We start from the raw sequence: 13,721 nt of genomic DNA, 5'->3' as shown, positions 1-13,721 counted from the left end.
TCGGGGCGCATGCTTTAGCCTGCCCGTATGCGAGTTATCGCATACAAGTATTAGCTATGATGAGCGAAGCGAACCGTGAACAACTAAAACAACACAGTTAAAATACAAAATCAAAAGAAGCAGGCTTAAGCCAGCGCCCCTAAAGATATTTCGTAACTTACGATGTTATTCGTTAATTACGTCGCATCAGAACTCAATTCCACATCGCATAACAGAGCGCTAGCTATCAAGCGAAGCTTGATAATCGGGGCGCATGCTTTAGCCTGCCAGTATGCGAGTTATCGCATACGAGTATTAGCTATGATGAGCGAAGCGAACCAAAGTGTTCAGCCCAATAGTCCAAATCCCTAAAACTAACCTACACTTTTTTATGTGGCGATTAAAAGGGGAAACGCATGCATATTAAAAGCCTGTTTCACATCAATCATCCCAATGCGATTCAGTTTGTTACATTCAGAACACAAGAAAGCATCCGTTATTATCTACAAAACAATCATGCAGATAAAGCAACCAGTGCAGCTAAACAACAATTCGAAATGGATAAAGTATTAGACCTTTCAAAAGAAGGCGCAATACTAAATACAGAAGTTATTGAATTGCTGATGCAATATCTATTATCAAAAAACAACTCACTTTATAACCTAGTAGCAGTATCAATAATGCCCAACCACGTACATATTATGTTTGAACAACTAGTTCCTCTAACTAAAATAATGCAACACATCAAAGGCGCTAGTTCATTACTAATAAATCGACATCTAGGGAGGAGCGGTGTGCTGTGGGATAAAAGTTATTACGATAAAATAGTCAGGTCCGAAGAGCAATTCAGAATCACTTATGAGTACATCAAAAACAACGCATACAAAGCTGAGCTAGCAGATGCATCAAAGCGTTTCTATGGAATATATGAGTAGTAGGAAATTAAAGAATAAATCGTATTGCCATAACTTCAGAAAGTAAAAATCAAAAGAAGCAGGCTGAAAAAAGGAATCGCGGAGCTCTTCCGCTCATTGATCTAGCCTGTCGGCTAATTCGCCCAGCGTCCCTAAAGATATTTCGTAACTTACGATGTTATTCGTTAATTACGTCGCATTAGAATTCAATTCCAGATCGCGTAACAGAGCGCTAGCTATCAGGCAAAGCTTGATATTAGGGGCGCATGCTTTAGCCTGCCCGTATGCGAGTAATCGCATACAAGTATTAGCTAGGATGAGCGAAGCGAACCAACAAGCAAAGCTTGATATTAGGGGCGCATGCTTTAGCCTGCCAGTATGCGAGTAATCGCATACGGGTATTAGCTAGGATGAGCGAAGCGAACCAACAATCAATTCAAAACATAAAAACACAAAAATCAAAAGAAGCAGGCTGAAAAAAGGAATCGCAGAGCTCTTCCGCTCATAACACTAGGCTGTCGCCTAATTCGCCCAGCGTCCCTAAAGATATTTCGTAACTTTCATTGATAACGATAAAACACAAAACAAGCAGCCTAAAGGCAGGCTCTAAGGTCAAAAGATGTTTCGCCCCATGGAAACCAAAACCCTACCCAGTAATAATTGTTCTTAATCCGTAGTCTAAAATCTTTCCGGTTTGGCTTTTTACACTGAGCGTGGTGACTTGCACTTTTTCATTGGTACATAGTTCGCTAGTGATTTGACGAATACGTTCGGCGTTTAAACGCGGGGAGTAGGTGTTTGCAACGATAAAACCGCCTTTTGCTCGTAAGGCTAAAGCGGCTTCAATGAGTTCGGGAAATTTATTTTCGATTTTCCAACGTTCTTTTTTCGCACCAATACCAAAAGCGGGGGATCCATCACCAGTCCTTGATATTTTTTACCGCGTTTAATCTCACGTTGAGCAAATTTAAGCGCATCTTCCAACACCCAGTGCACATCAGTTAACCCTGATGACTCCATGTTTTCTTTGCCCCATTTAATGATTTGCTTTACCGAGTCACAATGCAACACTTCTGCGCCTTGATCTCTTGCCACTAAAGAGGCCACACCCGTATAAGCAAATAAATTCAAAAAACGATCGCCAGTTGTTAAATTTTCAGCAATAAAATCCCAATTAACGCGTTGCTCAGGAAACAGCCCAACATGTTTAAACTTAGTCAGGTGTAAATTAATAGTGATGTTATTGAACTTAATCTGCCAGTCATGCTCCAAATTACCTTGTAGTGCTTTCCACTCACCGGCACTGCTACTGCTTTCAATAAATTCGAAGTGTGCTTTTTTAGCCACTCTTTTTTAGATAAAATCGGTTCAAAATAAGCATTCATCTCTGGGCGGATAGTATAAACATCTCCCCAGCGTTCGAGTTTTTGGCTATTACCAGCATCGATTAATTCATAGTCAGGCCAAGGGAAGTAAAAGTGCGTTTTATCATAGGAAGTTAGCTTTTTGAAAGTGAATGGAAACTACAAGTAATAGTGCGTTTGTTCAAATTATCTCAACAAACGTGTAAATATAATAGAGACGATTTTATAGTATTGGCGTCAGGCTGTCACAGAGTTTAACTTAATTGGTGCTACAGGCGAAGTAGGTATTAACAAACATTAATACCTATAATAGACGAGCATAAATGTTACTTTTGTTATAAAGTAGCTTGATATGGATTTGATTATGAAAAATTTGATGTGTAAATTAATGGCTTATAGATTGCTCTAAAAGTTTGATTTTGTTATTGTCAGTCTTTTTTTGTCAAAAATTTCTTTCTTAGATTAGCCTTAAGTAGGTGTTATGATTAATTTTTTACCTTTACAACGCAGTCGATTTTTACTGTTCCCTCTGCTCTTAACCCTAGCTGCTTGTACCAGTAAACCTCGAGAAGTTTATGCAACAATACCGTTAGTAACCGCTAATGATGTAAAACCAAACAAAAAACAACTACCGCCTACTTTTGCCTCTGCACTAAGTAATCCAGCAGCAAGAGCGCTGACTTACAAACAATATAAAATCACCATCGCACCCACTTATGTCTCTGCTTTAGGGCACTCATGTCGCCAGATGGTATTTAATGAATCAAACCAAGCATCAAAAACCAGAATTGCCTGTGAAACTCCTTACAAAGAGAATGACACTCTAACAAAATCTTGGTTTTTAGAGCACGCTATTACCGAAGCAGATAATAATATCGACTTATAGCATGAACACTTATTAACAACGTTGAGCCTAATATGAATATTTTTAAAACAACCACGGTTTGGTTACTCACAAGTGTATTTATCATGCCAAATGCCTTTGCCGCTTTTGAGCCAAGCACGATTGACCTTCAAAACAGTACTAGTGCTGGCATTCCACAAATCGAAGCCAATGACGATGCCGCCAGTAGCAGTATTGGCTCTTATCAAAATCAATCTCGTTCAGGCATTTTATTACCAGGCGAAGTGGACGTAAGTGAACTATTACCTTCATCAGGTGAAGATAACCCACCGCCTTATGGCGCAAACTTATTCGCTGGTGGGTATGAAACCGAACGTGTTGACGGCTTAAACGAAAACTACCTGATCGCAGCAGGCGACCAAATCAATATCTGGATATGGGGCGCAGTTTCTTACAGTAGTGTAGTAACCGTCGACAACCAAGGTAATATTTTCATTCCCAATATCGGGCCAATCAATGTATTAGATGTGCCAGCAAGCCAGGTAAACCAACTGGTACAATCTAAAATCAAAGCGATTTACACCAACAACGTTGAAGTTTACGTTAATCTATTAACAGCAACGCCGGTAAGCGTGTATTTATCTGGTGCAATTATTCGTCCTGGTCAATATGCAGGTATGGCATCAGACAGCGTTTTATATTATCTAAAGCGTGCTGGTGGTATCGACTCTGAACGTGGTAGTTACCGCAGTATTCAAATTATTCGAGACAATAAAGTATTAAAAGAGGTCGATCTGTACAATTTTGTACAAACGGGGCAATTACCAAGCATTACCTTTAAAGATAAAGACGTCATTCTCGTTAAACCACAAAAGTCTGCAGTGAATGTGTCTGGTGGTGTTAAAAACCCATTTCGCTTTGAGCTAAAGAAAAAACAAACTAAAGGCAGTGAGCTAGCAGAATACGCGAAACCACTGGTCAAAATAAGTCACGTAGGCGTGTTTGGTACCCGTGACACGGGGCCTTTCTCAGTTTATCTGACCTATCAAGATTTCTTAAACTACACATTACAAGATGGTGATAGCCTAGTCTTTAATGACGATAACCATGCACAAGTCATTGATGTGCAAGTATCTGGCAGCTACCTAGGCCCATCATACTTTGCCGTGAAAAAAGCACTCGTTTACACGACGTACTTAATGCCATCCCTATCGTTCCTGAGCTAACTGATAATCAATCGATTTACATCTTAAGAAAAAGTGTGGCTGAACGTCAAAAACAGATCTTAGACGACTCATTAGATAGGCTTGAACGAAGTGTCTTTACTGCACCTGCAGCATCAGATGGAGAAGCATCGATCCGTGCAAAAGAAGCGGAGCTAGTGATGCAATTTGTAGAAAAAGCGCGCCAAGTGAAACCATTGGGTAAAGTCATCGTATCCGATAATGGTGTTACAGCAGATATCTTCTTAGAAAAGGGTGATCAAATCGTCATCCCACATTACACCGACTTAATCAATGTAGGTGGTGAAGTACTCGTTCCGCAGGCGATTGTTTATAACCCAGATGCAACTTTAGACGATTACGTCGCTTGGGCTGGCGGCTTTACTGATAGAGCTGACGATGAGCGTATCTCAATTGTGCGTGCTAACGGCATGGTGGTCTTTGCTAAAGATGATAAAGAGGCCAAATCCATTAAGATAAATCGTGGTGATCAAGTATTAGTGTTGCCGAAAGTGGATACAAAAATCATTCAGTCTGTTAAAGATATTACACAAATTGTTTATCAAATTGCTGTTGCAGCCAATGTGGCCATTAACTAATGTATAGCCTCAATATGCAAATCTTCACTGATCACGCAGGGCTAAAACAATGGCTTTAGTTCAAAAACGTTCAACCCTAAAAGTCTGGGCTGATGTGATATTTGCGATATTTTTACGGGAAGTTAAAAGCCAATCGACCGATAAAATTGGGCTAATTTGGACCGTGGTTTCACCTTTGATCATGATTGCGGGTATGACAGCAATGCGTACCTTATTGTCTGGTGGAGGCGATACGCACGGCATGCCAACTATGTTTTTTATGGTCTACGGCATGATTTTAATTCAATTTTTCTTAAGTGTATTAAGTAAAACCAGTGGTGCCGTACAAAAAAATAAACCCTTATATGCATTTAGGCAGGTACAACCTATCAGCTCAATTATCGCAATTGGCTTCTTTGAACTACTCATCAAGATTGCTGTTGTATTTGTCATTGCTTTAATTTGTTTTGTTTTGCAGATAGACATAGTCGTCCATGATGCCATTTCAGTGATCACTAACTTCTTTAAAGTGTGGTTAATAGCCGTCAGTTTAGGCACCATATTTGGCTTATCATACTGCTTTATACCGGAACTAAAAAAATCCAACAATTACTGACGCGTCCTCTGTTTTTTATCTCTGGTATATTCTTCAGTTTACAAGATATTCCAAGAGAGTATTGGCATTACCTAGATTGGAACCCTTTATTACATGCGGTAGAACTAACCCGTTATGCGGCTTATCCAAGTTATGGTCATGAAGGGGTAAGTTATTTCTTTTTAGATATGTGTACGTTAATCAGCGTGTTTTTGCACTCGCTTGTTATCACATAGGGTGGAAACAAGCGATAAGTCGTTAATCTCATTGCAAACAGATAACGGCTCTATTTGTCAGGCTTTAAACATTAATATTTAAAGCTTTTATTAATTTTCAAGCCTTTAGGTATTACTACCTATAGCCTTTATAGCGACTTATGTTAGATAAACGATTTAATGAGTTTAAAAATTCAATCACTCCAGCAGAGTTTAATCATGTTGAATTTTTACAAAAGAAAGCAGAGTCATTGAGAGCAACAGATCCTGAATTATCAGATCGTATTTTGGTTCGTGTGAACAATCTAAAATCACAGATTAAAAAGCAATCTCAGCCAAAACAGCATTCACCTGTTCAAAAAACGAAAGCGACTGCTAAACCCCAATCAAAATTGGCTAAACTGAAGCGTTCGCCTTTCCTTGCTTGTGTCGTATTACCTACCTTAATCTTTGCGGCTTATCAATTGTTATGGGCGACGGAGCGTTTTGAAAGTCAAGCTAAAGTGATTGTCCAGCAACCTGATAGTGCTTCAACCATGGATTCTGGTATGGCGTTATTAACGGGATTAACTGGTAGTAGTAGTGGATCGGACCCAGAACTGGTGAAAGCTTATATCTACTCTAATGACATGGTCGAATATTTAGATAATAACATCGCCTTAAGAGAACATTACTCTCAATCTAATATCGATTTCTTTAGCCGTATTCATGATGACGATTCTAAAGAAGCATTAAACCAATATTATCAAGAACATGTCGATGTCATATTAGACGATGCTTCAGGAGTAATTACAGTCGCAGCGCAGGGATTTGATAGTCAATACGCACAGTTACTCACCAACACCATAGTAGAGAGAGCGGAATGGTTTATTAACTCGATTGGCCATCAACTCGCTAATGCACAATTAACTTTTATGCAAGGCGAGCATAAACGCATCGAAGAACGATTCTCTTCTGCACAAAAAGACTTATTAGTTTTCCAGCAAAAATATAACCTATTAGATCCAACCGCTGAAGGTACCGCTAAACAAACGATTACTAATACCATCGAAAGCCAAATCGCCACTAAACAGACGGAAATTAAAACCTTAAAAGCGATCATGAGTGATAGCTCTCCACAGGTACAAGGGTTAAAAAATGAGTTATCTGCATTGAATGCACAGTTAGAAGTAGAAAGAGATAAGTTGTCACAAACTGGGTTAGACGAAGTGCCGGTCAGTGAACTTCTATCGCGATTCACTGACTATAAAATCAAAATGGATCTCGCGTTGCAAGCTTATACGTCATCGCAAATCTCATTAGAGAAGTCTCGCATAGAGGCTTATCGCCAATTGAAATATTTAATTACCGTTGAAAAAGCAACCTTGAGTGAAGACAGCAAGTACCCTGATGTCATTTATAATATCTCATTGTTTTTACTACTATTAAGTCTTGCCTTTGGTATCGGTAAAATAATTATTAGTACAATTAAAGAATTGAAATAACATTATTTCAATTGTTACAACATAAATGGAAAGGACTGAGTATGAATAATAACCCATTAAACCGCAAAGGGATTATCTTAGCAGGTGGTTCAGGCACGCGACTTTACCCACTAACGAAAGTAGTGAGTAAACAGTTGATGCCGGTTTACGATAAGCCGATGATTTATTACCCACTTTCTAACCTATTTATGGCCGGTATTACTGAAATATTAATTATTTCAACACCATTGGAATTACCACGTTTTAAAGAGCTATTAAAAGATGGTTCACAATGGGGCGTGAGCATTGAATATGTTGTACAGCCAAGTCCTGATGGTTTAGCACAAGCATTTATATTAGCGGAAGAGTTTTTAGATGGGTCACCTGCTGCATTAATTCTAGGTGATAACCTGTTTTATGGTCACGACCTTGCTAAATCATTACAAAAAGCGAATAAACAAGAAACGGGAGCAACTGTATTTGGTTACTACGTGGCTAATCCAACGTCTTATGGTGTGGTTGAATTCAATGAAGAAGGGCAAGCGATTTCGATTGAAGAAAAGCCTGCAGAGCCTAAATCTTCTTACGCGGTGCCTGGTTTATACTTCTTCGATGCAGACGTTGTTGAATTCGCAAAAAATGTTAAACCGTCACCACGTGGCGAATTAGAAATAACAGATGTTATTTCACAATACCTTGATAACAAAACATTAAAAGTAGAAGTCATGGGCCGCGGTACCGCATGGTTAGATACAGGCACATTAGATGACTTACTAGATGCAGCATTATACATACGTGCCATCGAAAAACGCCAAGGTCTAAAAGTATGCTGCCCAGGCGAAATCGCATTCCGTATGGGATACATAGACGCAGACGGCATCAAAAAACTAGCAGAACCTTTAAAAAAATCAGGTTACGGCGAGTACTTATTAAGCCTACTAGAAGTAAGAATACTACCAAGCACATAACATGTTTAGGTGCACATGGTTTAGCCTGCTTTTTTGGGTTTTGTGTGTTCGATGTTAGTACAACGTAGTTGACGAAACATCTTTAAGGGGCACAGGCTGCAGCCTGCTTGTTTTTGGTTTTGTGTTCGATGTTGATACAACGTAGTTTACGAAATATCTTTAGGGGCGCTTGGCGAATTAGCCGGCAGGCTAGAGCAATGAGCGGAAGAGCTCTGCGATTCCTTTTTTCAGCCTGCTTGTTTTGAGCTGAGTGTCGCGCAAGTTGCGACACATCTTTAGGGGCGCATGCTTTAGCCTGCTTGTTTTGAATTTGTTTTTTTGTGTTTTGATTTTAAATGTAGCCTTTCGAACTTGAGCTTTTATATTTGAATAAAGAGTAGCTAAAAAACATATGCGATAACTCGCATACTGGCAGGCTGAAGCCAGCGCCCCGAATATCAAGCTTCGTTTGATAGCTATCGCACTGCTATGCAATGAGCGAAGGTGTTGAATTTTGATGTGATGTAATTGACGAATAATATAGTAAGTTACGAAACATCTTTTAGGGGCGCTGGGCGAATTAGCCGGCAGGCTAGAGTCATGAGCGGAAGAGCTCTGCGATTCCCTTTTTTAGCCTGCAGTGTTTTGGTGTTGTGTGCTTGATGTTGATGCATGTAGTTTACGAAACATCTTTAGGGTGCTGGCTTCAGCCTGCTTCTTTTGAATTTGTTTTTTTGTGTTTTGACTGTGCTGTTTTAGTTATTCACGGTTCGCTTTGCTCAGCGATGCTAATCGTTGTATGCGATAACTCGCATACTGGCAGGCTAAAGCATGCGCCCCGAGTATCAAACGTTGTTTGATAGCTATCGCACTGCTATGCAATGAGCGAAGGTGTTGAATTTTGATGTGACGTAATTGACGAATAATATAGTAAGTTACGAAACATCTTTAGGGGCGCTGGCTTTAGCCTGCAGTGTTTTTGGTTTTAGTGTGTTAATTTTGATTTAGAGCTTTGTAATAAAACGACATAAAAGCTTTTAAATCCAACACAAAAAGATCTGCAGGCTGAAGCCAGCGGTCCGAGTATCAAGCTTCGCTTGATAGCTATCGCAGTGTTATGCAATGAGCGAAAGTGTTGGTTTTGACTGTTAACTTTTAACTTGTAACTTTAGCCTTTTAACTTATAACTTGTAACTTATAACTGAGTGTATTTATGAAATTTATTGAAACGAATATTCCTGATGTGAAAATTATCGAACCACAAGTGTTTGGTGACGAACGTGGCTTTTTTATGGAAACATTCCGTACCACATTATTTAACGAACACTGTGGTGAACGTGAGTTCGTACAAGAAAACCACAGTAAATCTAGTCACGGTATTTTACGTGGTCTACATTACCAAACCGAAAACACCCAAGGTAAATTAGTCCGAGTAACCAAAGGTGAAGTGTTTGATGTGGCAGTTGATATGCGTAAAGACTCTCCAACATTCGGACAATGGGCTGGAGTATTACTTTCAGCTGAAAACAAACGCCAACTGTGGGTGCCTGAAGGCTTTGCGCACGGGTTTTATGTAACTACTGACGAAGCCGAATTCGTGTACAAATGTACTGACGTTTACAATCCAAATGCAGAAGTCTCTCTAAAATGGGACGATTCATCACTGAACATTGATTGGCCAATCGCAGCTGATAAAAAACCATTACTCTCTGCCAAAGATGAAGCAGGTTTAAGCTTTACTGATGCACCAAAGTTTTAATTAATGCGCATCTTTATATCAATAGTGTCGCACCGCCATCATGATGTGATCATCAACCTAGGCACTATCAAAGCTTTTTCGAAATATGATGAAATCACTGTCGTCTGTCGAGATAATGATCCCGTTGGCAAGTTAAAAAAATACTGTGATAAATATAATGCACACTACCTTGCTAATGGGCATGAACAAGGCTTCTCTGCTAACAATAATGCCAATTACATGCATTGTAAGTTTGAGTTAGGGATGGAAGAAGATGACTACTTTATCCTACTAAATCCAGATGTATTTATTACCCAGCGAAATATACTCGAGCTGATTGATGTATTAAAAAACCAAACCATTAATTTAGGCGTCGGAAACTTATTTTTAGACAGAGAAGAGATGGTGCAAGACGATAATATTCGTCTCTATCCTAAATTCTCCAGCTTTATTAAAACCTACTTACTAAACGACCGATCAACCATGGTGAACCGAGCGAGAGGCTTGGCTGACAACCAAGCGTATTGGGCGAGTTGTGCTTTTATGATCATCAAAGCGGACTTGTATAATCAACTCAATGGCTTAGATGAACGCTATTATATGTATTGTGAAGATATCGACTTCAGTTTCAGAGCGAATAAAGCGGGTTTTCCATTACAATATTTAGAGAACGTTAAAGCGGTCCATTTCAGACGTTGTGCCAGTAAGCAATTTATGAGCAAATACTTCTTTTGGCATGTGCAAAGTGTATTTAAATACTCCTTCTCTAAAAAACAAGAAACCGCATTAACCTCGCGTCTTGAATATCAAAATAGATATAAGAAATGATCGATATCGTACTCGCCACTTATAATGGAGAACGGTTCTTAGTTGAGCAGGTAAAGTCAATTCAAGCTTGTATCGATTATCATACTTTAGTCTCACGTTTAATTATTGTGGATGATGGTTCAACGGATAATACACTCAACCTTATTACGCAGCTAGCTAAGCAAGATCAGCGAATAGAGCTACACCTCAACGAAAGTGGTTTGCATGGACCGAGTCATAATTTCGGCTATGGGTTAACTAAAACCTCGGCGAACTACCTCATGTTGTGCGATCAAGATGATATTTGGTTCCCTGAAAAGATCAGCGTTTCGATACAGCACTTAAAACAAGCAGAAAACAGATTACCGCCTAATACGCCAATATTAGTCTTTAGTGACAAGCAAATTGTTGATGAAAATTTGCAACTCATTTGCGATAGCTACTTTAGCTTAAAGAACATCAGCAAAGATTGGCATCGCACATTTAAACAACTATGCCAACAAAACGTCGTCTCAGGCTGCACCACCTTATTTAATCGTGCATTAATGGAAAAAGCTTTACCAATACCAGAGCAAGCTTACATGCATGATTGGTGGTTAGCACTGGTAGCACATCGTTGCGGAGAGATAGTGTTTATCGACAAAGCATTGATCCAATATCGTCAACATCATCACAACACTATTGGTGCACGTGAACGCAGTGTTATCTCGTTATTTTTAAAATTTACTCACCATTTACGCCAATTTAAAAAAAGCCAACAAGGCATTATTAATCAAGCAATTGCCTTTAAACAGTTCGAACAAAAAAATAAATTGAGTGAGAATGAAACACTCGCTATTTTAAGTAGTCTCAATAGCGCGACTTTGTGCAAAAAAATGTCTTATTTTTGTAAAGGGAAAGTGACTCGATCTCATTTTTTCGGTAAAGTAGCGCTCTTAGTATCACTTTTGGATAGTAAAAAAACAAAAGTAATAAAAAAATAATTTAAAACAAGTAAGGTTGCTATGAAAGTATTAATTACAGGGAAGGGCGGTCAGCTCGCGTGGGAATTAGAGAAGCTAGCACCACAAGGCATACAATTACTTAGTTGTTCAGTTGAAGAGCTTGATATCACCAATGCAGATCAAGTGAATCAAACTATTACGCAATTTCAACCTGATGTTGTTATTAATGCCGCTGCTTATACCGCCGTCGATAAAGCTGAAAGTGATACAGAAACCGCTTACGCTGTGAACGACTTGGGCAGTGAATATATCGCTACTGCTTGTAAAAAGGTATCAGCAAAACTAATCCACGTCTCTACCGATTTTGTCTTCGATGGCACGAAAACCACCCCTTATCAAACGGATGATTCCGTTAATCCTATTAATGTTTATGGCGCATCAAAGCTAGCGGGTGATCGTAAAGTCAATACTATTCTAGGTGAACAAGCGACTATCATCCGTACCGCTTGGGTCTACTCCGTCAATGGTAATAACTTTGTAAAAACCATGCTGCGCTTAATGGCTGAAAAAGACCAATTAGGTATTGTTTATGACCAAGTCGGGACCCCTACATGGGCAAAAGGCTTAGCAGAAATGATCTGGGCGCTAGTATCTCGTAGCGAAGCCAACTCGCATCTATCATCTCAAAAAGAAGCAACGCTTCTTCACTGGACAGATGCAGGTGTGTGTTCATGGTATGACTTTGCCGTTGCGATCCAAGAGCTTGCTATTGAAAAAGGCTTATTAGATAAAGCCATCCCAGTACGCCCAATTCCCGCTAGCGCCTACCCAACACCCGCAACAAGACCCAGCTTTAGCGTCATCGATAAAAGTACTGCAGAACAAGCAAGCGGTGTCGAAACAACCCATTGGCGTAAACAGCTATCTAGCATGATGGATGAATTAAAGAAAGCATAAGAAATTAGATGCGAAAAATCTCGCATCTAAAAATTTAAAAATTAAATTTAAAATAATGGAATAAATTAAAATGCGAAATTTATTAGTAACAGGCGGTGCAGGCTTTATTGGTGCAAACTACGTTTTATATTGGTTGGAAAACAACCCACAAGATAAAGTTGTGGTATTAGATGCCTTAACCTATGCAGGTAACCGCGAAAGCTTAGAATCTGTTGAAGATAACCCAAATTTTGTATTTGCTCATGGTGATATTTGTGACACTGCGTTAGTAGAAAGTCTATTAAAAGAGCATAAGGTTGATACCTTAGTGCATTTTGCAGCTGAGTCTCACGTTGACCGTTCAATTACAGGGCCAGATGCCTTTATTGAAACGAATATTATCGGTACTTATAGCCTGTTAAAGGCCGCTAAAAAAGTATGGATTGATGAACCTAAATCGAAAAGTGAAGCGCCGCTTAAACATCGTTTCCACCATGTTTCTACCGATGAAGTCTATGGTGAATTAGGGCCGCATGATCCAGCCTTTACCGAAGACACTGCTTACGCTCCAAACTCGCCTTACTCAGCGTCTAAAGCGGCAAGTGATCACCTAGTACGTGCTTACCACCATACATATGGGTTAGAAGTAACGACGTCAAACTGTTCAAATAACTACGGTCCTTACCATTTCCCAGAAAAACTGATCCCTCTGATTATTACTAATATCCTGCACGACAAACCGCTACCTGTTTACGGTGATGGACAACAAATTCGTGATTGGTTATACGTAGAAGATCACGCACGTGGTATCGAGCTTGTATTAAACAAAGGCCGTTTAGGTGAAAACTACAATATCGGTGGTCATAACGAATGGGCGAATATCGATATTGTGAAACTAGTTTGTAAACTTATGGATGAGCTTTTTGCTAATGATCCGGCTCTCGCATCTCGTTTCCCGAAGGCGAAAGCCGTACTAGTAGGCGAGGCCGCCTCGTTAATAACCTTTGTAGAAGATCGTGCAGGCCATGATTGGCGCTATGCGATTGATGCAACGAAAACGAATAATGAACTAGGTTATAAGCCCGTTGAGTCATTTGAAACAGGGATTAAGAAAACTGTTGAGTGGTACTTAGGAAAAGAAGATTGGTGGGCTCCTTTGCTGGAAGAGAAATAA

General features: G+C 39.5%; 13 protein-coding genes. 12 read left to right on the top strand and 1 reads right to left on the bottom strand.

Annotated elements, in window-relative coordinates; all coding sequences use genetic code 11:
• Nucleotides 1–395 precede the first annotated feature (395 nt).
• Nucleotides 396–914, top strand: a complete 519-nt coding sequence (locus tag ACLKL2_RS08895) for a transposase (protein ID WP_413694122.1) — start codon at nucleotides 396–398, stop codon at nucleotides 912–914.
• Between the two features lie 810 nt (nucleotides 915–1,724).
• On the opposite strand, the gene ACLKL2_RS08890 is transcribed toward ACLKL2_RS08895, so the two are convergent.
• Nucleotides 1,725–2,240: a class I SAM-dependent methyltransferase gene (locus ACLKL2_RS08890; protein WP_413694121.1), complete on the bottom strand. Its 516-nt coding sequence runs from the start codon at nucleotides 2,238–2,240 to the stop codon at nucleotides 1,725–1,727.
• 498 nt (nucleotides 2,241–2,738) lie between these two features.
• Here ACLKL2_RS08890 and ACLKL2_RS08885 point away from each other — a divergent pair, with 498 nt between their 5' ends.
• From ACLKL2_RS08885 to rfbB, 11 genes are all read left to right on the top strand, one after another.
• A complete protein-coding gene (locus tag ACLKL2_RS08885; protein ID WP_413694120.1) occupies nucleotides 2,739–3,143 on the top strand; it encodes a hypothetical protein in 405 nt (134 codons plus the stop codon).
• Nucleotides 3,144–3,175: 32 nt separating this feature from the next.
• Nucleotides 3,176–4,327, top strand: a complete 1,152-nt coding sequence (locus ACLKL2_RS08880) for a polysaccharide biosynthesis/export family protein (protein WP_413694119.1) — start codon at nucleotides 3,176–3,178, stop codon at nucleotides 4,325–4,327.
• Nucleotides 4,328–4,362: 35 nt separating this feature from the next.
• A complete protein-coding gene (locus tag ACLKL2_RS08875) occupies nucleotides 4,363–4,923 on the top strand; it encodes an SLBB domain-containing protein (protein ID WP_413694118.1) in 561 nt (186 codons plus the stop codon).
• A gap of 49 nt (nucleotides 4,924–4,972) precedes the next feature.
• Nucleotides 4,973–5,518, top strand: coding sequence for a hypothetical protein (locus ACLKL2_RS08870; protein WP_413694117.1), 546 nt, complete (start codon nucleotides 4,973–4,975; stop codon nucleotides 5,516–5,518).
• Between the two features lie 355 nt (nucleotides 5,519–5,873).
• Nucleotides 5,874–7,196: a lipopolysaccharide biosynthesis protein gene (locus ACLKL2_RS08865; RefSeq protein ID WP_413694116.1), complete on the top strand. Its 1,323-nt coding sequence runs from the start codon at nucleotides 5,874–5,876 to the stop codon at nucleotides 7,194–7,196.
• Nucleotides 7,197–7,237: 41 nt separating this feature from the next.
• A complete protein-coding gene (gene rfbA, locus ACLKL2_RS08860; RefSeq protein ID WP_413694115.1) occupies nucleotides 7,238–8,143 on the top strand; it encodes a glucose-1-phosphate thymidylyltransferase RfbA in 906 nt (301 codons plus the stop codon).
• Between the two features lie 1,192 nt (nucleotides 8,144–9,335).
• The gene (rfbC, locus tag ACLKL2_RS08855; protein WP_413694114.1) at nucleotides 9,336–9,881 is read left to right on the top strand and encodes a dTDP-4-dehydrorhamnose 3,5-epimerase; all 546 of its coding nucleotides are present in this window, start codon (nucleotides 9,336–9,338) and stop codon (nucleotides 9,879–9,881) included.
• 3 nt (nucleotides 9,882–9,884) lie between these two features.
• Nucleotides 9,885–10,688, top strand: coding sequence for a hypothetical protein (locus ACLKL2_RS08850; RefSeq protein ID WP_413694113.1), 804 nt, complete (start codon nucleotides 9,885–9,887; stop codon nucleotides 10,686–10,688).
• Nucleotides 10,685–11,650: a glycosyltransferase family 2 protein gene (locus ACLKL2_RS08845; protein ID WP_413694112.1), complete on the top strand. Its 966-nt coding sequence runs from the start codon at nucleotides 10,685–10,687 to the stop codon at nucleotides 11,648–11,650. Before ACLKL2_RS08850 ends, ACLKL2_RS08845 begins: the two co-directional genes overlap by 4 nt.
• 21 nt (nucleotides 11,651–11,671) lie before the next feature.
• Complete coding sequence (gene rfbD / locus ACLKL2_RS08840; RefSeq protein ID WP_413694111.1) at nucleotides 11,672–12,568, top strand: dTDP-4-dehydrorhamnose reductase; 897 nt, start codon at nucleotides 11,672–11,674, stop codon at nucleotides 12,566–12,568.
• 70 nt (nucleotides 12,569–12,638) lie between these two features.
• Entirely contained in the window at nucleotides 12,639–13,721 is a 1,083-nt protein-coding gene (gene rfbB / locus ACLKL2_RS08835) for a dTDP-glucose 4,6-dehydratase (RefSeq protein WP_413694110.1), read from the top strand.

Source organism: Psychromonas sp. KJ10-2, assembly GCF_047323255.1.
In the GTDB taxonomy this organism is placed as follows: domain Bacteria; phylum Pseudomonadota; class Gammaproteobacteria; order Enterobacterales; family Psychromonadaceae; genus Psychromonas.
The sequence above is the reverse complement of the archived record's forward strand: the minus strand, read 5'-3'. Positions and strand labels throughout refer to the sequence as shown.

Bases quoted from the DNA above. Each gene is read 5' to 3' on its own strand.
- ACLKL2_RS08870 (WP_413694117.1), top strand. From the start codon at position 4,973: ATGGCTTTAGTTCAAAAACGTTCAACCCTAAAAGTCTGGGCTGATGTG.
- ACLKL2_RS08895 (WP_413694122.1), top strand. From the start codon at position 396: ATGCATATTAAAAGCCTGTTTCACATCAATCATCCCAATGCGATTCAG.
- rfbC (WP_413694114.1), top strand. From the start codon at position 9,336: ATGAAATTTATTGAAACGAATATTCCTGATGTGAAAATTATCGAACCA.
- ACLKL2_RS08845 (WP_413694112.1), top strand. From the start codon at position 10,685: ATGATCGATATCGTACTCGCCACTTATAATGGAGAACGGTTCTTAGTT.
- ACLKL2_RS08865 (WP_413694116.1), top strand. From the start codon at position 5,874: ATGTTAGATAAACGATTTAATGAGTTTAAAAATTCAATCACTCCAGCA.
- ACLKL2_RS08850 (WP_413694113.1), top strand. From the start codon at position 9,885: ATGCGCATCTTTATATCAATAGTGTCGCACCGCCATCATGATGTGATC.
- rfbA (WP_413694115.1), top strand. From the start codon at position 7,238: ATGAATAATAACCCATTAAACCGCAAAGGGATTATCTTAGCAGGTGGT.
- rfbB (WP_413694110.1), top strand. From the start codon at position 12,639: ATGCGAAATTTATTAGTAACAGGCGGTGCAGGCTTTATTGGTGCAAAC.
- ACLKL2_RS08885 (WP_413694120.1), top strand. From the start codon at position 2,739: ATGATTAATTTTTTACCTTTACAACGCAGTCGATTTTTACTGTTCCCT.
- ACLKL2_RS08880 (WP_413694119.1), top strand. From the start codon at position 3,176: ATGAATATTTTTAAAACAACCACGGTTTGGTTACTCACAAGTGTATTT.
- rfbD (WP_413694111.1), top strand. From the start codon at position 11,672: ATGAAAGTATTAATTACAGGGAAGGGCGGTCAGCTCGCGTGGGAATTA.